General features: G+C 50.4%; 24 protein-coding genes. 1 reads left to right on the forward strand and 23 read right to left on the reverse strand.

Features of this window, described 5'->3' with window-relative positions:
- Window positions 1-24: 24 nt before the first annotated feature.
- From J7K40_03345 to J7K40_03375, 7 genes are all read right to left on the reverse strand, one after another.
- Window positions 25-1,362, reverse strand: coding sequence for a sigma-54-dependent Fis family transcriptional regulator (locus tag J7K40_03345; protein ID MCD6161432.1), 1,338 nt, complete (start codon window positions 1,360-1,362; stop codon window positions 25-27).
- Window positions 1,363-1,406: 44 nt separating this feature from the next.
- Window positions 1,407-3,329: a cache domain-containing protein gene (locus J7K40_03350; GenBank protein ID MCD6161433.1), complete on the reverse strand. Its 1,923-nt coding sequence runs from the start codon at window positions 3,327-3,329 to the stop codon at window positions 1,407-1,409.
- Window positions 3,330-3,719: 390 nt separating this feature from the next.
- Window positions 3,720-5,582 carry an NADH-quinone oxidoreductase subunit NuoF gene (locus J7K40_03355; protein MCD6161434.1) on the reverse strand — a complete coding sequence of 621 codons (1,863 nt, stop codon included), beginning with the start codon at window positions 5,580-5,582 and terminating at the stop codon, window positions 3,720-3,722.
- A gap of 5 nt (window positions 5,583-5,587) precedes the next feature.
- The gene (locus tag J7K40_03360; protein ID MCD6161435.1) at window positions 5,588-5,971 is read right to left on the reverse strand and encodes a (2Fe-2S) ferredoxin domain-containing protein; all 384 of its coding nucleotides are present in this window, start codon (window positions 5,969-5,971) and stop codon (window positions 5,588-5,590) included.
- Between the two features lie 24 nt (window positions 5,972-5,995).
- A complete protein-coding gene (locus J7K40_03365) occupies window positions 5,996-6,481 on the reverse strand; it encodes an NAD(P)H-dependent oxidoreductase subunit E (GenBank protein ID MCD6161436.1) in 486 nt (161 codons plus the stop codon).
- 34 nt (window positions 6,482-6,515) lie between these two features.
- Window positions 6,516-7,457, reverse strand: a complete 942-nt coding sequence (locus J7K40_03370) for a glycine cleavage system protein H (protein ID MCD6161437.1) — start codon at window positions 7,455-7,457, stop codon at window positions 6,516-6,518.
- Window positions 7,458-7,476: 19 nt separating this feature from the next.
- Window positions 7,477-8,784, reverse strand: a complete 1,308-nt coding sequence (locus J7K40_03375) for a (2Fe-2S)-binding protein (protein MCD6161438.1) — start codon at window positions 8,782-8,784, stop codon at window positions 7,477-7,479.
- Between the two features lie 200 nt (window positions 8,785-8,984).
- Between J7K40_03375 and J7K40_03380 the strand changes: the two genes are divergently transcribed.
- Window positions 8,985-9,125 carry a hypothetical protein gene (locus tag J7K40_03380; GenBank protein MCD6161439.1) on the forward strand — a complete coding sequence of 47 codons (141 nt, stop codon included), beginning with the start codon at window positions 8,985-8,987 and terminating at the stop codon, window positions 9,123-9,125.
- On the opposite strand, the gene J7K40_03385 is transcribed toward J7K40_03380, so the two are convergent.
- From J7K40_03385 to J7K40_03460, 16 genes are all read right to left on the reverse strand, one after another.
- Complete coding sequence (locus tag J7K40_03385) at window positions 9,085-9,630, reverse strand: archaemetzincin family Zn-dependent metalloprotease (GenBank protein MCD6161440.1); 546 nt, start codon at window positions 9,628-9,630, stop codon at window positions 9,085-9,087. The two genes, J7K40_03380 and J7K40_03385, sit on opposite strands and share 41 nt — an antisense overlap.
- 13 nt (window positions 9,631-9,643) lie before the next feature.
- Entirely contained in the window at window positions 9,644-11,005 is a 1,362-nt protein-coding gene (locus J7K40_03390) for a sigma-54-dependent Fis family transcriptional regulator (protein MCD6161441.1), read from the reverse strand.
- Window positions 11,002-12,237, reverse strand: coding sequence for a PAS domain-containing protein (locus tag J7K40_03395; GenBank protein MCD6161442.1), 1,236 nt, complete (start codon window positions 12,235-12,237; stop codon window positions 11,002-11,004). The genes J7K40_03390 and J7K40_03395 overlap by 4 nt, the downstream gene beginning before the upstream one ends.
- A 141-nt stretch (window positions 12,238-12,378) precedes the next feature.
- Window positions 12,379-13,359, reverse strand: a complete 981-nt coding sequence (locus J7K40_03400; protein ID MCD6161443.1) for a (Fe-S)-binding protein — start codon at window positions 13,357-13,359, stop codon at window positions 12,379-12,381.
- Window positions 13,360-13,374: 15 nt separating this feature from the next.
- Window positions 13,375-13,677, reverse strand: a complete 303-nt coding sequence (locus tag J7K40_03405; protein ID MCD6161444.1) for a 4Fe-4S dicluster domain-containing protein — start codon at window positions 13,675-13,677, stop codon at window positions 13,375-13,377.
- 13 nt (window positions 13,678-13,690) lie between these two features.
- Window positions 13,691-13,933 carry a MarR family transcriptional regulator gene (locus J7K40_03410; protein MCD6161445.1) on the reverse strand — a complete coding sequence of 81 codons (243 nt, stop codon included), beginning with the start codon at window positions 13,931-13,933 and terminating at the stop codon, window positions 13,691-13,693.
- Window positions 13,926-15,644: a CoB--CoM heterodisulfide reductase iron-sulfur subunit A family protein gene (locus tag J7K40_03415; protein ID MCD6161446.1), complete on the reverse strand. Its 1,719-nt coding sequence runs from the start codon at window positions 15,642-15,644 to the stop codon at window positions 13,926-13,928. Before J7K40_03415 ends, J7K40_03410 begins: the two co-directional genes overlap by 8 nt.
- On the reverse strand, window positions 15,641-18,355 hold the full coding sequence (locus tag J7K40_03420) for an FAD-dependent oxidoreductase (GenBank protein ID MCD6161447.1): 2,715 nt from the start codon (window positions 18,353-18,355) through the stop codon (window positions 15,641-15,643). The genes J7K40_03415 and J7K40_03420 overlap by 4 nt, the downstream gene beginning before the upstream one ends.
- Window positions 18,345-18,791 (reverse strand): hydrogenase iron-sulfur subunit, encoded by a 447-nt coding sequence (locus J7K40_03425; protein MCD6161448.1) that lies wholly within the window; start codon window positions 18,789-18,791, stop codon window positions 18,345-18,347. The genes J7K40_03420 and J7K40_03425 overlap by 11 nt, the downstream gene beginning before the upstream one ends.
- Before the next feature lie 2 nt (window positions 18,792-18,793).
- On the reverse strand, window positions 18,794-19,051 hold the full coding sequence (locus J7K40_03430) for a sulfurtransferase TusA family protein (protein ID MCD6161449.1): 258 nt from the start codon (window positions 19,049-19,051) through the stop codon (window positions 18,794-18,796).
- Window positions 19,052-19,156: 105 nt separating this feature from the next.
- Window positions 19,157-19,519 carry a DsrE/DsrF/DrsH-like family protein gene (locus J7K40_03435; protein MCD6161450.1) on the reverse strand — a complete coding sequence of 121 codons (363 nt, stop codon included), beginning with the start codon at window positions 19,517-19,519 and terminating at the stop codon, window positions 19,157-19,159.
- A 257-nt stretch (window positions 19,520-19,776) separates the two neighbouring features.
- Complete coding sequence (locus J7K40_03440; GenBank protein ID MCD6161451.1) at window positions 19,777-20,130, reverse strand: hypothetical protein; 354 nt, start codon at window positions 20,128-20,130, stop codon at window positions 19,777-19,779.
- Window positions 20,131-20,391: 261 nt separating this feature from the next.
- Window positions 20,392-20,613, reverse strand: a complete 222-nt coding sequence (locus tag J7K40_03445) for a hypothetical protein (protein ID MCD6161452.1) — start codon at window positions 20,611-20,613, stop codon at window positions 20,392-20,394.
- 578 nt (window positions 20,614-21,191) lie between these two features.
- Window positions 21,192-21,515 (reverse strand): GYD domain-containing protein, encoded by a 324-nt coding sequence (locus tag J7K40_03450; GenBank protein MCD6161453.1) that lies wholly within the window; start codon window positions 21,513-21,515, stop codon window positions 21,192-21,194.
- Window positions 21,516-21,733: 218 nt separating this feature from the next.
- Window positions 21,734-22,012, reverse strand: coding sequence for a hypothetical protein (locus tag J7K40_03455; GenBank protein MCD6161454.1), 279 nt, complete (start codon window positions 22,010-22,012; stop codon window positions 21,734-21,736).
- Window positions 22,013-22,106: 94 nt separating this feature from the next.
- A complete protein-coding gene (locus J7K40_03460; GenBank protein MCD6161455.1) occupies window positions 22,107-22,292 on the reverse strand; it encodes a sulfurtransferase TusA family protein in 186 nt (61 codons plus the stop codon).
- Window positions 22,293-22,454: the final 162 nt, after the last annotated feature.

A 22,454-nucleotide genomic window follows, 5' to 3' on the forward strand; every position in this document is an offset into this window, starting at 1 on the left:
ACCGTTGACTCCCGCTTGCTGCTCTCAGGACAGCCCATATTTTTTGATTTTGGCGTATAATGTTCCCCTATCAATCTTCAGCGCCTGAGCTGTCTGGCTTATGTTCCACTCGTACTGCTTGAGCTTTCTGACAATGTAGTCTCTCTCTTGGGAATCGAGAGACTCATCGATCGGCTCTCCGCTAGGTTCCTGCAGCATGAGGGGTAGGTCCTCCGGCATAATCCATTTTTGTTTGCCTACTACAAGCGCTCGCTCGATGGCATTTTTTAACTCGCGGACATTGCCGGGCCAGTCATAGGTGACCAGATAGTGCATAGCTTCAGGGGAAATCAAACTGGTCTTTTTGTTCAAATGCACGCGCAAAACCTCCATGAAATGTTTAGCCAGAATCGGAATGTCATCCCTACGTTCCCGCAAAGGCGGTATACAAATCTGCACGACATTTAATCGGTAATAGAGATCCTGTCGGAAGTTTCCCTCTTTTATGGCATCCTCCAGGTCACGGTTGGTGGCTGCGAGTACCCTGAAATCCACATCCTCATCCCTAAGTCCACCGACTCTCCGGAATTTTCGCTCCTGAAGCACCCTGAGCAGATCGATCTGCATCTTTGGGCTTGCGTTTCCTATCTCATCTAAAAAGAATGTTCCTCCGGAGGCGATCTCCAACAGACCTCTTTTGGACGTAGTGGCTCCTGTGAAGGCTCCCTTTTCATACCCAAACAGCTCGCTCTCCAAGAGGGATTCTGTGAAAGCACCAAAATTGATGCCCACGAACAGCCCTTTTGACCTGGGACTCTTTTCGTGGATTGTGCGTGCCAGTACCTCCTTGCCGGTTCCACTCTCACCCGATATTAGCACTACCGAGTCTGTGGAGGCCACGTCCTCGACGAGTTCGAACAACTTCAGCATGGCTGACGACTGGCCGATAATCGGTCCGTAACTGCCGCATACTCTTATCTGATGCTTGAGTAGTTTATGCTCGCGCCGCATGAGTTCGTTCCTAAAAATTTGCTTGACGAGTGTCCCTATCTTCAGCGGGTCGAACGGCTTGACCACGTAGTCAATGGCGCCGAGCTTCATTGCTTGGACAGCAGAATCGACAGAGCCATAGGCGGTCATCATAACCACGGTAGTGTCGGGATCGTTTTCCTTTACTCGCTTCAGCATCTCCAGACCGTCTATACCGGGCATCTTGACGTCCACCATCAGCAAATCGAACGACTGCGCCTTCAATATCTCCAACGCCGACTCGCCGCTCTCGGCTGCCTCCACCCGGTATCCATCGCGCCTTAGCAAATCTCCCAGCGAGATACGGATGGAAAGCTCGTCGTCCACAACAAGTATTCTGAATTTTTTCTGCATCGCTACCTCTTTAGTCAGCTATCCGGGGTTTAACGGCAAGGCCATCATCCTGACTTAATGGGCAGGCTAATGGTAAAGACGGTACCCTCGCCCTCTTTACTATCTACCTTTAAGATTCCGCCATGCTTGCTTACTATAGCATAGCTTACACTCAGACCGAGACCAGTTCCCTTTCCAACAGATTTGGTCGTAAAGAACGGTTCGAATATCATTTCAAGATGGTCTTCCTTAATACCGCAGCCCGTATCCTCAATTGAGATCAGCACCTTTCCATTTTTCTCCGAGGTAGAAATTGACAGTATGCCACCCTCGGGCATGGCTTCGCAGGCGTTAAGAGAAAGATTGACAAATACCTGCTGCAATTGATTGGCATCTCCATTTACTTTGGACAGACCCTCGGCGAATTTCTCCTTGATGGTTATATCCTTGAACTCTTTCTGGTTGCGCAGAAGTTTTAACCATTGCTGAATCATCTCGTTTACATCTAAGGGCTTCATCTCCAAGGAGGACTCACGGGCAAAATTCAGCAATCCCATGACGATTTCACGCATTCGGGAGGTCTCGTTGTACATGATTTCGAGATATTCCTTTCCCTTATCGCTGAGACCTTTCTCGCTCTTCAGCAGGTGTTCGAAGGTCAGTAATCCGGTCAGCGGGTTGTTGATCTCATGGGCGATACCCGCCGCCATTCGGCCTATTGATGCCATTTTCTTGCTCTCCCCAATCTGTCGACGAGTTATCTGCTCAAGAGTCTCCTCTCTTTGTGCCACGGCGTCGGCCATTTGATCAATCGCCAAGCAGAGCATGCCCATTTCGCCGGGAGGCCGTATATTTACCCTGGCCGATAGGTCGCCTACCACAATCTTGCCGGACATCTTAATGATCCGCCCGATGGGACGTAGGATGGTTCTGGTCGCAAGTGCCAGCAGTACTAAGCTGATTATGGTCATGAAAATTATCACGCCAAGAAAGATCCGCGCCGCGAGTCTCCGGTTGTGGAGGAACGCCTCTTCTCTTACGCCGACACCCAAAATTCCAATGACCTTATCTTCGGGGTTACGAATCGGCGCATAGGCGGTGATGTACCAGTCATCGACCACAAAGGCTCGGTCGGCCCATGCTTTCTGCATTTTCAGCACCTTTTCATAAACTACAGTGCTCACCCGCGTACCAACGGCCCGCGAGCCATCCTTCCCCGTTAAGCTGGTGGAAACACGGATATTTCCTTGGAAAATCGTAGCGGCTCCGATATCCATACCTTGGTAGCTCTCATCCTGGTACAGATCCTCTTTGATTTCATCGACAATCTCGCAACTCTGGTTCAGGAGTTTTGCTCCATACAGGAATCCTACAATTTTCCCCTCTTTTTGCAGGTCCACTATGGGAACCGCCGCTCCGATGACCATTCCATCGCGGTGTATACTCTTTTCTCCGGACTGGTCGGCCTTGGCAAGCTTTATCTCAGGAGACGCCCTACGCAGCATATCGGCAGATTTTCTTTCCAACTCCTCATACGTTACGATCGCCGTGCCCCGGATACATTTTTTCTCCCTCAGAGCCCGGGCCACTATCGGGTTATGGGAAATATTGTCCCCCATCTGTCCCGGATTATGTTCGCGGTAGATAACCTTGCCATTCGTATCCAACAGGGAGAGCATGTCTAACTCTCCCACTTGCCAGATGCTCCGCAGGAGTCTGTGCAAATCTTCCCTATCCCAGCTTTCAAGCGGAACGGGGACACTTCGGCGCATTGAGGTTGCCCGAAGCAGGAGACAAATATCGTCTGTGTGTTCTTTAAATATCTTGCAGGCGGAGTTGAGGTCCATGCACACTCGAGTTTGCACTTCCTCAATGATGATCCCACTGACGCTGAACATGGTAATCAGAAACAGCACGACATTGCTCACCAGGATGATCGCAATGAAGCCTATGCTCAGTCGGAACCATATTGTCCTTTTCCAATTCACAACAACACACTACCATATAATAGAACTGTCCTCAACAATAATTTCCGAAATGTGGGCGGTTCCCTTTCGACGGATTTTCAACTCGCGGCGGCGAGTTCTGAGACTGCGCCAAAAGATGGAAATATTTACGCTCTGTCATCTCCGCGAAAACAAAGATCCAGCCTTCATTGCGCTCACAATATGTCTGGATTCCAGTTTTCACGGGAATGACGCGATTTTTGTTGCGACCTTTTCTCATCTGCCCCAGCGTTCGAATCGTTTCTGAAACCTTTTTGAGAATTCATATAGCATGTTTTCCTGACCCGACAAATAAAGTCTTTTCACGCAGCAATCTTGGGCAGGACCAACGCAGAGGCCAATGTGATTTACGCCGGCGCTGCACAAACAACCTCATTTTACCATAACCGCATCCTTGTTGCATACATCTCGACAGATGCCGCACTTGATGCACAGATCAGTATTTATCTTGTGGATCTTTTTCTTTTCGCCCTCAATGGCGTTCTGCGGGCAATTTCTTGCACACAGCATACAACCGGTGCACTTCTCAGGGTCGATGTAATAGGTGATAAGGTCCTTGCATAACCCGGCCGGACACTTCTTATCCCGGACGTGGGCTTCGTACTCATCTCGGAAGTATCTAAGTGTGCTCAGTACAGGATTGGGCGCTGATCCACCCAAGGCACAGAGCGAACAGCTTGCAACCATATTACAGGTTTGTTCCAGCAGCTCAAGGACTCCCTCTTGGGCCTGGCCGCTGCAGATATCATTAAGCATTTTGTTGATTTGCATCAGTCCCTCTCGGCACGGCAGGCATTTGCCGCATGACTCGCCAACGAGGAATTCGATAAAGTATCGAGCAATGTCCACCATGCAGTCGTCCTCGTCCATTACTATCATGCCGCCTGAGCCCATCATTGAGCCTACTCTGGTAAGTTGGTCGAAATCAACCGGCAGATCGAGCAGGTTTTCCGGAATCACTCCGCCCGAAGGCCCGCCGGTCTGCACCGCCTTGAACTTTTTGCCGTTGGGAATCCCGCCGCCGATGTCGAAGATAATCTCCCGCAGGGTTATCCCCATGGCTACTTCTACCAACCCGGTGTTCTGGACCTTGCCCACCAGGGAGAAAACTTTGGTGCCTTTGCTGCCGCCCCAGGGATTGTCGGCAACGTCGCCGGTGCCGATGGAGGTAAACCACTTGGCGCCGCGCAGAATAATCAAAGGCACGTTGGCATAGGTCTCTACATTGTTAAGGCTGGTGGGTCGGTCCCACAGGCCGTGTTCTACGGTGTGAATGTACTTAGCGCGCGGCTCGCCAACTCTACCTTCCATGGAAGCCATCAAGGCCGTGGACTCGCCGCACACGAAGGCGCCGGCTCCACAATGGATGGTGACATCGAAATCGAAGCCCCGGTCGAAGATATTCTTGCCCAGAAGGCCGTACTCGCGCGCGTCGGCGATAGCTCTTTCCAGACGCTTGAGGGCAAGGGGGTACTCATGGCGGATGTAGATATATCCATTGCTGGATCCGATGGCATAGGCGGCAATGATCATGCCCTCCAGCACAGAGTGAGGATCCCCCTCGATGATACTGCGGTCCATATATGCGCCAGGATCGCCTTCGTCCGCGTTGCAGACGACGTATTTAGGTTCTCCGGGTGTCTCACGGCATGTTTTCCACTTGATACCGGTAGGGAAGCCCCCGCCTCCGCGCCCGCGAAGTCCAGAAGCAATCATCTCCCGGACAACCTCCTCGGGTTTCATTTCGGCAAGCGCCTTGGCCAAGGCTTTGTAACCACCCCTGGCGATATACTCCTCAATCACCTCCGGGTCAATTAGGCCGCGGTTGCGAAGTGCGAGAAGGCGCTGCTTTTTAAAGAAACCGATATCGCTCATCTTAGGTACGACAGACTCTTCGGCTGGCGGCGTGTACATTAGCTCCTTAACCGGCCGGCCCTTGAGCATGTGCTCTTCGACAAGGTGAGGAATGTCTTTCTCTTTGAGACGCTGATAGAAGATTTCGTCCGGCTTGACTACCATGACTGGCCCCTGGGCACAGAAGCCATTGCATCCGGTCATGACCACGGTCACCTCGTCGGTGAGATTGTGCTTGGCCAGCTCACGCTCCAGGGCGTCCTTGATCTTGTAAGAACCGCTTGAGACGCAGCCGGTTCCGGCGCAGAGCATAAGATGCATGCGGTAACCGTCCGACTCCTTGTCAACAGATGACTTTCCCTCTACGTTATTGATTGGCATTGTACTCATAATGTCTGCTCGCTTCCTATTGCCAGGGCATAATCTTTGACGACGTTTCCCTTCATAACATGCTCGTCGAAAATTTTAGCTACCTTCTTTTTATCAAGCTCCACGTATTTTACAGGGGCTTGCTCGACTACCTCGACAGTCATCATTGGCTCGCGACTGCAGAAACCCGCACAGCCAGAGGTGGTGACGATGATGTCGCTGGCATCTACCTCCTCCACGCAGCGCATGACCTCGGCCATTATTTTCCGTGCGCCGGCCGCGATCCCGCAGGTGCCCATGTGCACCGTGATCTTGACCCGCCCTGCCCCATCTCTCAGGGACATAGTTTTCTTTTTTTGCTCCATGATCTTGTCGAGATCTTCAATTTTCAATTTGGCCATCTATTGCCTCCATAAAAGATGTTATCATGCTTGCTCAGCTTTTCGTTTCTTATTCAGGATTCTATTCACTTTTACCGAAGAGGTGTTGCCATATACTTCTCCGTCAATGGTCACCACTGGAGCCAATCCGCAGCATCCCACGCAGCGCACGGACTCGAGACTGAAGAGAAGATCCTCTGTTGTTCCTCCCTCCTCCACGCCAAGATCCCGCTTTATGTTCTCGAGAATCCGGGTTCCTCCCTTGACATGACAGGCCGTGCCGGTGCACACGCAGATGGTGTGCTTGCCCCTGGGCTTGAGTGTGAAGCCTTTGTAGAACGTGGCGATGTGGAAGATGCGGTTCAGGGGTACATCCAGCTCTTCGGCGAGCGTTCTGGCAATATGCATTGGGATGTGGCGGTAGCGCTCCTGAACATCCTGGAGTATCTCAATCAGATTGCTTTTATCACGTTTCCATCGGGTCAATATGTTGTCAAGTATGTTATCCGGTTTGGCTATCTGCGTTTCCATTAAACTTTCTCCTTTTCCTTTTGGTGGTTTCCTTTCATGCTACCTTCTTCAGCTTTGCCAGCAGGAACTCGCCTACCATTTCATCAATAAGATTTTCCCGCCAAGGCGCATTCTTCTCTAATTCATGGATGTTCTTCTGTCTAACGTCCCCGCCATTTATTTTCTCCTTGATCCGTCCAATCTCCTGCTCTATCCACTTTCTTGCTCTTTCCCCGTACAGGAGGTTCACCAGCCCTGACGGTAGATCGAGGGGTTTTATCATGAACAGCCACCCGCTGACGTATGGCGACTGGTTCAACAGCCCCGGCTGTTCCAGCAGCCTTTCGTTTGTTGCGATAACCTGTCCTGATACCGGTGCCAGGAAGCTAATCCGCCCAGTATCAAGGCGGATATCACAGACTGGCGTACCCTCGAAAACGGTCTCGCCAGGACTCGGCAGCCGCACACCCCGGACGGAGCCTATTAGCCACTGCCCAAAGTCGTCCAGGCCCACGCGAACATCGCCGTCGCGTTCTACGCGAACCCAGGCATGGTTTCTGTGATAGTGCATCCCTTGGGGAAAACGGAAACCTTCAATCAAGTGCGAATCATCGGCGGGAAGACTCCAGTCTGGTTCGGCCGAGTCCTCCATCATCTGCTGAAAAGAGCAATTAGCGCAGTTGAACCCGTTGAGACACAACTTGTAGGAAATTTCCCCTGTCAACATGTAGCGGCATTTGCGTGCCGAGGCGGGCAGTTTCTTGAAAAACTCTTCGAACTCGGCGCGTCGCTTCTCGACCTCCTCCCAATTTGGGGATGGGGAAGCATGCGGTTGAACCAGCACCGGCCCGTCGACCAGTGCCTGATGCAGGGAACAGCGCTCGCACTCGTAATTAAGCGTGCAGAGCCTGTATGAGATAACGCCCGCGTCAACCCACACACACTGTCTGGCCGAGGTGGGCGTCAATTCCGTTTTATTCGCTTGTTTCCCAGACATGACTTACCTCCTGAGCTTCCTAGCTCGATTTGGCTCCCGAAAAAAACATATCGGTGAGCCGGTTCCAGCTCTCCTTATCGAGAGTTCTGGAAAAGTTTTGCAGCAACTCGCCGCCGTCGGACAATGCAGCGCTTTCGCACTCAGTCAAGACGCTGAACAGGGAGTCCGACTCGTCTTGAGTCCACTGGCTGGCTTTGTCCGGACCGATGAGACTACTCGCATCCTTGTAAGAATTCGCCGGCTCCATCGTATAGAGCCAACCCCGGTCGTAGCAGTCCTCATTGATAAGTGAGGGATTATCCTCTAAGGCGGGATTGATGTGGATTATCCTGCCCGATATAGGGAAGAGCATGGTGGCACGGTGCCCATTGCTGGATGCATTCAGGGCTGGGTCTCCGCGGTGTACCAAATCGCCCGGCATAGCTCTGAGCGCTATCTTGGTAATGCCTCCAATGATTTTCTGGGCGAAATCGTCCAGTCCCACGCGTGCGTGTTCTTTCGAGATCTTTGCCCAAGTGTGGCCTTGGTAATAATTGCGGTCTTCTATCAGAGTGAAATGGCTAACTTGCTTGGGCCGCTGGCGCAGACCGGGCGCCAAAGCTAAGACCGGATGCGTCCCCAACTCGTCGAATAGACGTTGATCCACCTCGCAGGTGGCGCAATCGAAATTGTTGGGGCATACCTTGTAGGAAATCAATCCCATGCGAGAGTACCGGCAGAGCCGCTGGCTTTCCCCAAGCTCCTTCTTCCACCGCTCCTTTGTCACCGTCTCCATCTGCATGGCTCCCGTCGGGCACACATAAGTACAGGCGCCGCAGCCGATGCAGGCTTCAGGATGTATATAGAAGGGCGTTCCGACCACCCGAGTGCCGCCGCGGCCCTCGAAGCCGATAGCGGATGCGCCTACAATCTCGTCGCATACGCGGACACACAATCCGCACAGCACGCAGCTGCTCGGCTCGTCGATGGTTTTGAAACGTGACTTGGTAACGCCCAGCGAGGCCGCTATCTCCTGTACCTTCTTCACCTCAGGACACCTGGCCAGGAGAAGCTCGGCCATCAGCGCACGGTTACGGAGCACTTCATCGGTGTTAGTGCGAATCTCAAGACCTTCACTAGCGGGGAAATTGCAAGAGGTCACTAACTTGGTACGCTTGCCGCGTTTCACCTCCACGATGCACATGCGGCAAACGCCATAGGGCTCCAACCCGTCCATTTGACACAAGGTAGGAACATCGATACCCATATCCCGTATGGGCTTCAGGATTGGCTCCCGATCCTCTGCTTTTACTTCATGTCCGTTGATTTTTATGGTTACCAGTGGCATATTTTTCTCCTCTTTTCTTTATCTTTCGTTTGCATCTACAGTAGAGATAAGCAATTTACGTGCCAATGCCCCGAAAGAGGAATAAAGGCTTGCAAACAAAGCAAAAACAGCCTCATCGGGTGACCCTATGGTTGGACCGAAGCGTTGAAAATCACTACGGTAATGGACCGTGCTATGGGCTTTTGTCTGATTGTAACTGCATGAAAACGTTGGAGATACTATTAATTGCCGAATATTTCTACGGCACTGTCGCGATATTCACACATTCGCTTGATCCGGACCGGATGGTCCTGCCGAGAATCAAGGATAAAGATTTGAGCGACATTCAGAACAAAGCCTAGTTGATTTCAAATCGGTCTGAGCCAGGCTATTGGAGGGGTACATTACACAGTTGCGGTCCAAGCAGTGAGTAAGACCCAGCATATGCCCCGCCTCGTGGATGGCCTCTTTCTCCACTCGTGACAGGAGTATCATCGTGTCGTTTGGGCGCCCATAAAATTCCTCGCTTAACCGGAAGGTGGAAATTACTGCGCTGCGTCCACAAAGCCTGGCCTGCCCGAAGATGAAGGTCAACACAGGAATAGTAATATCGACATTAGTGATACCGAGAATCCACTGGTCGGGTCGCGGAAACCTGCTTTCCAACCATTCCAGTATTTTCAGGGAGTTGTATTGATCACGTGTGTCATCCAGGGCGAAATCGGGACGCGGCTCGGGGGAGAGAATATCGCAGTTTAGCTCGAAGCAGGACCGGACTGCAGAACAAGCTCTCTCCTCCGCATCGTCAGGAGTATTTCCAAGTGAAACGATGCAGAGCTTGACCGGAGGTTCGCACATCGGCATCATTGGCTAGGCTCTGTCAGTGTCGGCGCTTGGGCTTGGATAGGTTGTAATTTTTGATCTTGTTGTACAGCGTGGCTCTGTCGATTTTAAGCAAGCGGGCGGAGCGGGTAACATTCCAGCCAGTCATATCCAGCACTCTCAGTATGTGCTTTTTCTCCGCCTCCCTCAGGCTCATCTCTGCTTTCTCTTCGGGGAGGAACTCCTGACCGCCGCCGAAAGGCATATCCCGCAGTTGAACCAACGGCTCTTTGCCCACTACTATAGCCCTCTCAATGGCATTCTTCAGCTCGCGAATGTTGCCGGGCCATTTGTATCTCGAGAATATCTCGATCACCTTTGGGGAGAATCCTTCCTTCTTTTTGTTCATCTTCATGCAAAACTTCTTCAGGAAGTATTCGGCCAGAAGGAGAACGTCATCTCCTCTTTCCCTCAGCGGAGGCAGGTGAATTCCGACGACGTTAAGACGGAAGTAGAGGTCTTCGCGGAAGGTGCCCTCCTCAATGTTTTTCTTCAGATTCTTGTTCGTAGCGGCGATCACCCTCACGTCTGTGTGTATCTTGCGATTGCCGCCCAGCCGGTAGCAAGCCTTTTCCTCCAGCACCCGCAACAGGTCAACCTGCACCTTGGGGCTCATGTCGCCTACCTCGTCCAGAAACAGTGTGCCGCCGTCGGTGAGTTCGAACCTTCCCATACGTGCATGGTCTGCTCCAGTGAAGGCACCTTTATCATGTCCGAACAGCTCGCTCTCCACCATAGTATCGGGCAATGCGCCGATGGAGACTCCTATGAAAGGTTTATAGCGGCGCTCGCTGTTGCGATGGATGGCTTGGGCGATCAACTCCTTGCCGGTTCCACTCTCGCCGGTAACAAGTACCGTCGCATCGCTAGCGGCCACTGAGCCGACCATCTCCAGTACCTTCTGTATGGGCTTGCTGTTACCGATGATCTCGTCGAACTCGTAGATGGCATCAATCTTCTCGCGCAACATGATGTTTTCATCTGCAAGATTCTGCTTCTCGACGATCTTCTGCAGTTTCAAGGCCAGCATGTCGGGATCAATCGGTTTGATCAGGTAGTCGTAGGCGCCGACCCTCATCGCCTCAACCGCTGTCTCAACCGTGGCATATGCTGTAAAGATGATAACCGGAATGTCCGGTTTCGCTTTCAGTACCTTGTGGAGTACTTCGATTCCGTCAATGCGGGGCATTTTTAGATCCACGAGCAGAATACTCCACTCCTCGCGATCCAGGAGATCCAGCGCCTCCTTACCGCCTTCTACCGGTACGACTTCGTAGCCAAATTTCTTAAGCCACACCGAGAGAGATTCGCGGACAATCTTCTCGTCGTCCACCACCATGATCCGCACTGCTGATTTCATTGGACACCCCCGCTATTGTCCTCCTTTTTCTGTTTATTCTCATGCCCCAGAAAGATACTGAATGTAGTACCCTTTTCTTTGGAACTCATTACGCGGATGTCGCCCCCGTGGCGTTTGATGATTCCGTATGACACGGCCAGGCCAAGTCCGACCCCTTTCCCCTTTTCCTTGGTCGTGAAGAATGGGGTGAACAGTTTGCCGATGTTATTCTCGGCTATCCCGCAGCCCGTATCCTCTATGTCTATCCGCACTGGCATGGGGTCTTTGGCCAGCCTCTCCTTGTCGTCAACCTGCGCGGCGTGGATGGTCAGCCGGCCTCCCTGGGGCATGGACTGGATTGCGTTGAGAATAAGATTGAAAAAGACCTGCTTCAACTGGTCCATGTCCGCCTGGATCTGAGGAAGTTCTGGGTCAATATGCTTGATCACTTTGATGTCCTGCAGATTTGCCTTGTGACCTAATATGCTGAAGGTCTCGTCTAAAATGTTGCCGAGATTCACAGGTGCAAGCATCGGATAGGATTGGCGGGAGAAATCCAGCAGGCTCTTGATGATTCTGGAACATCGGGTGAGCTCATGTTTGGAGTCGGTGAGAAATTTCAAAGCCTGCTTTCTGTCGAACTGGTCGTTTTCGAGATCCTTTGCAAGCGTGTGCAGATAAACCATGATGCCGCTGATGGGGTTATTAATCTCATGGGCTACGCCGGCCGCGATCTGGCCGAGGGAGACCATCTTCTCGCTCTGGATCAGCTGCTCCTGCAGCTGCTTAAGCTCGTTATAGGCCTGTTGCAGCTCCTTGCGCTTGTGCCGTTCTGCCTCAGCCATCGCCGCCTCGGCAATCAGTTTCTTCGTCGGCCTGAGATCGCGGGCTACCAGCACGATTCCGGACACATCACCGGAATCGTTTTTCAAAGAGGAACTCCTCAGCGAGATGGGTATCGGTTTCCCTTCCTTGGGCAACATGAAGCCCTCGATATTGGCCATGACCTCATTGAGTAGGTTTTTGTCTATCATGTCTTTCGGGGGCAACTCGGTCTTTTTGTCCTGCGAGGTACTCAGGATCTTTTGAACCGGGTAATCGAGGATCTCCTCCTCGCTGTAGTGCAGTAAGGATAGGGTTGCCTGATTTACCTTAGTGACTATCCCATCCGGGTTGACCAGAATCACCGCATCAGCCATAACGCTGATCATCTGGGCACAGATATTGTCTAGTAACTCTTTTTCATCGAACAAGGTCTAATTCATCCTCATCAATCCACTCGTTAAACCCGACGATGTCTACTGCCATCTTGCCCCTCAACTCTCCGATCGCCGGGCAGGTGCGTATCGTGTATACTATGGTTCACTACGCTTGTTTTCAGCGCTTGTTTTCTTTTAGGGTTTTTCTTCTACTTCACAGAAAGCCTTCATAAGGAAACTAGAGATATCGTCAATCTCTAACTCCTTATTGGATGCCTCCTTAAGGGTAGCCATGCAGATCGGACACATGGTGGCTACGCCTTGCCCGTTGGCATTCTTTAACTGCCGCACTCTCTTCTCGCCGATTTTATGGGATATTTTGGGGAAGAGCGATTCTATGGGGCCTCCACAGCAATGGGTCAGCTTCCCGTTGTCCTCCGGCTCTTTTACCGTGTAACCTGCCCGCCTTAGCAGCTGTCTTGGCTCCTCAATTACGTCTTCATAACGTGCATACACGCAGGAGTCGTGGACCGTGATTTCCTTTTCGATGCTGTGGAGCGGCTGAAGACCGTTGCTGGCAGCCAGAACCTCCAAGTAGCTTTTGACCTCAATGTCGTAGCCATCGATAACGGTTGGGTACACAGAGCGCAACATATTTGTGGTATGGGGATCAATGGTGATCACGGAGCGGACACCGTTCTCCTTCAGCAGGTTATAGACTCGCTGGGCTTGCATACGAAAAGTGTCGTCCGCGCCCAAGTCGTATGCGAGAGTGCCGGCGTAAAGCTCTTTCTTGTACAGGTAGCCGAACTCCACTCCCGCCTGCTTCAACAATATGGCAATGTTGCGGATGATCTGCCTGTAGCTCTTCACATTAGCCCTTGAAGGTATGGAGATGAATGCTGACACATTGAACATCCTGTTGAAAAACCTGCCCACACCAACGAACTTGCCGAGAAAAGAATCCTCTATGAGCCCCATATTCCTCACCGCGGCAATCATGTAGGGCAACAGTTGATACATCGAACCGGTATAAATTATTTTCTCGCCGCCTTCGGGTATGTCAAGATTCTTGGCCCACTCGATAGACCTCTTTTGAGAAATGGGAAATACAGTTTTCCTCTTTTTGAGGTTGTCCATCATGAGTCCGATTACGTTGCCGGTGGGAAGAGGCATAAGGTTTCTCCTTCGCTAAAGCTTGAATATCTCTTTACTGATATAGCTGCGTAAGAATCTCACGTTCTCTGCGATATGCACGTCGGCCGTGCAGTTCGCCTCGCATGTCTTACACAGCAAGCACTGGTATATGGTGTTCGTGTTCTCAAGCACCTTGTCCTCCAGGCCCAACAGGGCATATCTGAAGAGCTTGCGGGGAAGCAACTCGATCTCCATGGGACACACAGCGCTGCAGACCCCACAATTCATGCAAGCTGTGGCATTAAACTCCACTGACGAAGTTACCTTTTTTACAAAATCCGGATTTACCTTCGCTATTTCTGTCATCCCTCTACCTACTCTCCACCAGAATATACTGGTAGTAGTCATCTTCGTTCGGTTCCTGGCTTTCCTCGATGTAGCCGTACTTCCTGGCGGCCATGACCCAGTACATCACCTCGTGCACGGGAAAACCCATGGCTTCTGCGATTTCCGGAACGGTCTTAGGCCCTTTGCTTAAAACGGCCAACACCTTGTCCCGCATGAGCATCTCTTCTCTTATCACTTCTCGGAGATCTCGTACTTTGTCATTCATAGCTGGCCTCCATAGCGTCGATCATCGCCCGTACCTGTTGATCCGTGTAACCCTTGATATACAGGGCGCCTTTGGGGCAGACAGGCACGCAACATCCACACCCCTTGCACAGCGCTGTGTTGATCTCGGCAACCTCTTTCTCTCCAAAGCTGACCTTCTCGATTGCGGAGTACGGGCAGGCTTCGGTACATTTGTCGCACCAGATGCAAGCGTCTTTGTTTACCATGGCGATCAATGGTTCCAACTCCACGTAACCCTTTTTAAGCAGGGAGGCGCTCTTGGAGGTGGCGGCCAACGCCGAGGTAACGCTCTCAGCGGAGTTGCGGGGAGCCTGGGCTGCGCCGGCGATGAAGACCCCGTCAATGACTGTCTCCACCGGCCGCAACTTGGGATGAACCTCCTTGAAGAAGCCGTCCAGCGAAACCGGTAACTTGAGCACATCATTCAGAGCTTGGTTGGAACGAGGCTCCATGGCAACAACCAGAACTACCAAGTCACTTTCGATTTCGAGTTCTTCACCGCAGGTCAAGACATCTTTGACCTGAATTTGGAATCGCCCGTTGCTCTTTTCTACATGGGGAGGCGCTTCCTCTTCGAACTTGATGAACATCGCCCCCTTCTGGCGGGCTTCCTGATAGAGAAGCTCATACTTGCCATAAGTTCGAATGTCTCGGAAGAGATGAAACTGGTGCAGTTCTGATGATAAATCGCTCGAGACTAAGGACGCATGAATAGCAGCATTACAACAGTATCTTGAACAATATTCGTGCGCTTTTTCTCCGGATTGATCTCGGCTACCCACACAGTAAATATAGGTCACATCTTTCACGGGCTTGCCTTGATAGACTAATTCACCCTTGCAACTGTCAATTAGCTCCTTGTACTCGGGCAGCGTCAACACACCACTGGTGCCATACGCATACTCGCCCTCGGCTGGTTGATACAGGGTAAAGCCCGTAGTCACGATTATCGAGCCCACGTTTAGGGAAATCTGTTCGTTCTTAACCTTGATTTTCACGTCAAAATCACCCACGCTTCCAGATTTCTTTACCAGTTCAGCCTCGGTAAATATTTTGATATTTTTTCTGTTATTGATTTCCTCGCTTAGTTCCGCGACCAGTTCGTTTCCACGCCGATCGTGGGGGTACATCCTGTTAAATCCGCCAATCCAACCGCCAATGCGATCAGTCTTTTCGATCACGAAGGCACTGATACCCAAGTCGGAAAGCGCTAGAGCCGCGCGCAACCCGGAAATACCTGCCCCAACCACCAGCGTTTTAGAAACCGTATCAATCCTGGTCTTCTCCAGAGGCTGGGTTAAACGCGCTTTGGCGATGCCAGCCTTGACCATATAAATCGCCTTCTCGGTGGCCTGTTCGGGGAGATTTGTGTGAGCCCAGGAGCACTGCTCCCGCAGATTGACCTGAATGTACAGATAAGAATTTAGTTTCGCCCGCTCTGCCACACCACGGAAGGTAAACAGGTGAAGTGTCGGTGAGCACGAGGCTACCACCAGACCATCTAACTTATATTCATTGATATCATCTATCATTTCCTGCTGGGCTGCATCAGAGCAAGCAAACATGGTCGTCTTTGCTACTGTTACACCCTCTTCATTTTCTATTGCATCCCGAACTTTCTCAACTTCCACGTAATCAGAGATGTTGCCGCCGCAGTAGCAGATATAAACGCCTATTCTTCTCTCGCTCATGTCTTTACCCTTTCGACGTGGGCAGCGGCCAGCGCCGCGGCTGCTCCAGAATGAAGGATGGTATCGGGGATATCCATTACCGCTGAAGATGATCCTGCTACATAGACTCCTTCCACGCTCGTCTGGGCAGGGCTGTGATCTTCGTCCACTTCCTTAACGTAATGATGACTGTCCGCCTCGAGTTTGTCGCCGGACAAGAGGCTCAAGGCTTCCTGGTTGGGCAGCATTCCTACAGAGAGGACCACCATATCGTGCTCTGTATGCTCCACCTTTCCATCAGTACCATCGATTTTTTCATGGTGGATTATTATGTTCCCATTATCGACTTGCTCCATCTTAGCTACCTTGCCCTTGACAAAGTAAATACCCATTTGCTTGGCCTGCTGATAAAACTCTTCGAATCCCTTGCCGAAAGCCCGTATATCAATGAAATAGATGGTCACATCCGCCAGAGGCAAGGTACCCATGATCAGCTGGGCCTGCTTTATGGAGTACATGCAGCATACTCGAGAGCATAGCTCGTTGCCCACTTGGCAATCGCGCGAACCCGTACAGAGAACATAGGCTATGTTGTCGGGGATTTTCCCATCTGACGGCCTGAGGACAGTGTTATACGGCCGGGTCGGTGCGAGGAGCCGGTCCATCTGCATGGCTGTAATCACGTTTGGGAAACGGTCGAATCCGTATTGGACCTTGAGGTTTGCATCGAAGAGCTCGAAGCCAGTCGAGATCACTACCGATCCCACTTCCAGCTTTTGTTTCTCGTCTTGCATGCTCATATCGATAGCATCAGCCGGACAAGCGCTAATGCACTGGCCGCACCCCGAGCAACCACCGCAATCAAGGCATCTGTTGGCGCTGTAGCGGGCTTCGTCCTCAGTCAACGGCAGTTCCACCTCGCGGAAATCAAGCACCCGTTCCCCTGGAGGCAGCTTATTCCTCCCGACCAGAGAGAGCTTTTGGTACTCTTTCTGTCTTCTGAGCACCTCTTTCTGGTCGACCACGGGCAATGGTTGTTCGAGCGGCTTCCCGGGGAGTTGCTCCCCTCTCAGATAGCGCCCCATGTACTCGGCAGCGCGAGCTCCAGCGTTTATTGCCTCCACCACGGTTGCTGGCCCAGAGACCACGTCACCACCGGCGAATACGCCGGGTATGTTCGTCTCAAGCGTAGTCGAGTCGACCACCAGCGTATTCCAACGCGTTAGCTTCGGCTCATCATTTTCAATAAGAGTAGCTATATCCGGCCGCTGGCCAATTGCAATGATGGATAAGTCAATTTTCATACTGCTCTCGGAGCCTTCTACGGGTACAGGCCTTCTCCGGCCACTTCCATCCGAATCTCCAAGCTTCATATCGATAGATTCTACCTTAGTCAGTTTGCCTTTTTCTCCGATGAATCGTACCGGTGTCTTGAGATACTGAAGCTCGATATCCTCCTCAATCATATCCTCGATCTCATCCTCGAAGGCGGGCATTTCGGCCCGGCTCCGCCGATACTGGATAAAGACCTTCTTTGCCCCCAGACGGCGAGCCACTCTAGCAGAGTCGATGGCAACATTTCCACCCCCAACCACCATCACTGTCTTACCGCTGAGATCGACCTTGTCCCCTTTGTTTACGCTCTTGAGAAAATTGACGGCACCTATCACCCCTCTCAAATCCTCTCCATCAATCTTCATCTTTATGTCTTGTGTTGCTCCGATGGCTGCAAACACCGCATCGAATCCCTCTTCTTTGAGCCCGACAAGACTCTCCACATAATGGCCGGTCTTTATTTCTACGCCAAGAGCAGTTACGTTCTTGATGTCGCGATCCACTACGTTTCTGGGAAGCCGATACGATGGAATGGCTACCCTCAACATACCGCCTGGCTCTTTTTCGGCCTCGAAGATTGTTACCTGATAGCCGCTTTTGGCCAGATGGTATGCCGCAGTCAGCCCTGCAGGGCCGCTACCCACCACCGCCACCTTTTTGTCAAACTTTTCCTTAGGGGGACCATACTTGGGCTGAGGATACTTATCGTAGTAGTAGTCCGCAGCGAATCGCTTGAGCTTCCTTATTGGAACGGTACCTTCAAGTTCCCCTCGCGTGCATTCACTCTCGCACGGCGCTGGGCAAGTGCGCCCCAAGCTCCCCGGGATTGAAGTGACTTTCATAATATGATCCATTGCCTCTTCGAAAAGACCACTTCGAATGAGAGAAACATATCCATGAGGCTTCATACCGACCGGACATGCAAAACTGCATGGCGACGAGCCCTGCTTCTCTATAACTGCTTTCTTGGGGACGGCTTGGGGAAATGGAATGTATGCGGCCCGTCGGCCCACCAGATCAAAGTTGAACTGGTCCGGCACCGCAACCGTACAGGCAAACTCACACTTTTGGCAGCCGGTGCATTTGCCGAAATCTACATATGTGGATTTCTTGGTAAGGCTTATCCGGAAAGTGCCCTGCGGGGTTTTAAGAATGTCGTCCACTTCCGTGTAAGTCATGGTGGTCACCTGCGGATGATGAAAAGTAGAGGCCATCTTGGGGGTAGCAATGCAGCTGGCACAGTCCAGGGTGGGAAAAACCTTGCTCAACAGGATCATCTTGCCGCCAATGGTGGGCTCCTTCTCCACTAGGAGCACAGAGTAGCCCATGTCGCCGAGCGTGAGCGCAGATTCCATACCCGCGATTCCACCCCCCACAACGAGGATGTCATAGTCCATTTCGGTTTGCTCCCTGTACTGGTTCAAGCTTCTTGAGAGTTTCCAAGAAGTTGTTCATGTGTTTTACAAAAGGTTCAGCACACACAGAGCAGATCGCTGCCATCTTGACACGATCCGCCTTGATATTGTGCTCTTTCAACATTTTTTGCCCATCACCTACGATCTTTGCGGTCCTGTCTGTGCAGTCAGGGACGAACGGGCAGTCGGTCCCGTCGGCTGCGACAAACACCCCATCAAAGCCATGCTGGAGTGCGTACAGGATCCACTCCGGCTTGATGCTGCTGGAGCAGGGAAGCGGAATGGCAATGCAGGATGGCGGGTAGTGCATGTGCGAACTGCCCGCCATGTCGATCCCTATGTCGGAGATGAACACCGTCGAGAAAATGAGAATTCTCGGCTGCAACTGCTCCCTGGCAGCACCGCCGCCTTTCTCCATGGTCATTTTCCTCTCTTTACAAAGATGCGCCAGTAGCCGGCTTCCTCGACTGTACCGAGGTAATCGTGACCAATCTTCTTAGCCCAGCGGGGAATGTCTTTATTGGTGCTCTGATCCGCGGAGAGCACTTCCATCACCGCGCCTACAGGCACCGAGGTAATCGCCCGTTTTGCTTCCAATAGGGGACCCGGGCAGGGTGTACCTCTAGCATCTACTTTTTTATCCGGTGTAAGCTGATTGAGTTCTTCGGGAGTTGCCATTATATTTCCTCCATTTATTTTATTTTCTTTGCCGCTGATTAAAAAAACTGCGGTTGTGATTGCTGCTGCGGCCGGACGGCCACAATCTCACTCGGAATCGTTGGTTCAGCAGAACGTCAATACTGTGTCTGCAGCTTCCGCCTCGTCCACGAATGTTGCCACACCGCCGCATTCGACACCCTCAATCAGATCTTCTTCCTTGCAACCGACGATAGGAAAAGCCGCTGAGCAGGCCACGAGCTGGGCGCCACCCTCACGGACGTTATTTATGAACTCTGGAAGTGTCATTGACATGCCCTCAAGCTTGATCTTCTCGGCACCTCCCTTGCGGACGATATTCAATCCATTCATGGTGAAAAATAGCATCAATTCCATGTCCATAGCTTGAGCACCTGCGCCCAGCATGAACGGAGGGAACGCCTTATGAGGTTCGTCCGATCCACAAAAAACCACCATTTTCTTTGCCATCACTACTCTCCTTATTGATTTATTAACAAACTAGTAACTACCTATCTTTTATCCAATGCAATCACACTGGCCTTTTTGTCACAACAACAATCGACCAATATATGTTGTTATAGATACTTGTCAAGACAAAAATTGCAGAAATTTTCCTAAAAATCAGCTAAATCTCTTTTCACCTTATAATTTTTGGGGAAGCTCCTAATAAAATTAGGATTGCCATACCTTTTTTTTGCCGGATATTAATAATGAGAAGTATCCGTTTAGAAAAACACTTGGCTCTGGGCAATTACAGTTTTTGTCCAATCATCAGTCCCGTTCAGTTTACAAATGCCAAACTGAAGCTTAACATTGACATTGTGTCCATGGATCCACCAGTTCAAACCACCCAGAAATTCCTGACGTTTGCCTTGTTCGCCTTCATCTGGTGCATACCATTCAAATGCAACGAGGGGTTCTATTTTCTTGATGCGATATCCAAAATCACCCCACAAACCGAATCCCTCAGGATGTATGCCGCCAGGACCGAAATAATAGGCATTCAAGGTACCTATAATTCCGTTTCCCCATGGGGATATCGGCAAAGGCATCAAAGGCAAAGGCATAGTAAAGCTCATCGCCCTCATCACCGCCTACCCCGGGCTGGAGGTCAAAACTTAAACCGAATGATAGTACCTTCTTTTTGCCAAGGTATGTGCCTGCCCAGAAGTAACCAGGCTCTGGATCAAAGACATTGTAGTCAATGCGCCCAACAAAGCGTGGCATGTCGTCCTCGTTTGTTAATACGGTGGTGTCCGGTGGGATTACTTCCTTATTATACTCTATACCATCCACGATAGCGAGTCGAACATCTACTTGATTATCCAACAGTAGTCCTCTTACCATGACTCCCATATCCCTGTGACCATTGCTGCCCCGGACCTCTTTAGAAATGAGCCATGGAAATCAAGCACGTGCAGTTTTGCACCTGATTGTTGCATGTGTCTTGAAAATGGCAGTTTCAGCAAACCAGCATTGACCTTGTAATAATCATTAATGACATATTCCACCCACGCATCTGCAATCAGTGTGCGTGCACTCATGTCGCTGTTTTTGCCCATATTTCCGTTGAGGGTCCCAATAAAAAACTTGACATCCGGAGTAATCTGACCGCCAAACAGGAGTCAGACACGCTTCAAGTAAAAGTCAGTAACAATAGTAGGTTCTTTCTCCTCATGATCTATTGGCATATACAGCTATCCCTGTACAAACCCGTGGACATCAAGGAAAGCATCATCTTAAATGGCAATTTTTGCTGCTCTGGCATTTACCATGAAACAGACAAGACACACGATAGAGGCTACGGTTGAAATAAGCTTTCTTATCTTTATTTTCCTTTCAACTTTAAGATTTATCAATAAGACAAATATTCCCATTATAAAATTCATGACATGAGTGGTTATAATTCTCCATAATAGTGATTAGCTTCACTATCGGCTACATCCGTCCTTTCTTGGCGGTTTCACTCCACTGCCAGCCCCACGGTTCCACGGTCGTTCGAATGGATGAGTTTTTGGGAAAGGACACGGGGCAGAAGCTATCCGAAGTTGCAACTCACGAACGGCTATGGGTCACAAAACCTCGGCCAGGAAAATAGATCCCCGGGGCTAACATCTCTTTCTTCCCTCCTTTCCTCCAACTATTTCAATGTTCCTTGATCGATCTGCAGCTCATGAACATCCTTCACGATGCTTGTCATCTCTTCTATATCAAAAGCGCGGAGGGTCTCCGTGCGAACATTTCCCATAGAGCCTAGGGTGAAGCTCATAGCAGCAGCCACTTCATCATTGGGTGCTTCAAACACATGGACGATGTCGTATCTTCCAAAGGTCCAAAAAGTCTGCTTGATATGGACGCCTTTCTTTTTTGCCTTTTCCGAAAAGCTCTTTGCCCGCTTACAAGTATTCTTCAAGTTTCTTACACCCTCTTCGGTGAAGGATACCAAGGTAATATATCTCTGCATTATTTATCTCCTTTCAGTCGATCGTTATTATAGCATAGCAACACCCAGCCCGAACATTCATCCTGCCGCTAGGGTTCTTTTAATCCACAAAACATCTACATTTTCTTTGTCATCGTCTCTCCTTATTAATTAATTAGCAAACCGGTAATTACAATACTGTTATTGTCGATATACACTTTCCCATATATGACCCAGCCAACAATAACATATACTCCCTTCTATATTGCAGAGAACTTTCCTGTTCTTTCGTTCCACTTCACGAACAAATACCATAAAAGTATGATAACCAGAAATATAATAATTGCTGGTCCGTAGCCTATTTCACCAGAAAGAAAAACTTTCTGCTTCATACCTGGAGACAATGCCCTTAGGACGATGAATAGGCAGATGTTACCCACTCCGAGAAGGATACCACCTACCCGCATCGGCCATGTCTTTCTAAAAATCGTACTAAATAAATGTTTCATTCCTCTCTCTTCAAAGCTGGATTCAGCCATAAATAACCTCCTCGTTAGTCTTTGAAGCTTTCACATAGTATCCTTACTTAACACGACTAATATAGAATTTATACAATCCCTTTTCCTCAGCTGATTACAAAAAATCATGTCCCATTTTCTTGTACCATGCCGGTACATCGATTTTAGAACTAGTATCTGTGGCAAGCAACTCCAGCACCTGACCTGCGTCTATTTTCTTAATCCCCTTAGCAAGCTTAATGATAGGCATAGGGCATGAAAGCCCACAACAACCCAAAGTCTGATCAGCTTCGACTACCATAGCTTTACCTTCTTAGTATTCTTTGGTTTTTCTTCAAGTCGTTTACTTATCTCAAGCTTCACTGTGATTATAGCAACTTACGCTATCTATTATAAGTACAAAATATATCACTACTGTCCGGCCTTTTGTCCGCCTTAGGCGGATGCTATAATGATGTCATTC

Source organism: Candidatus Zixiibacteriota bacterium, from assembly GCA_021159005.1.
Lineage (GTDB): Bacteria > Zixibacteria > MSB-5A5 > UBA10806 > 4484-95 > JAGGSN01.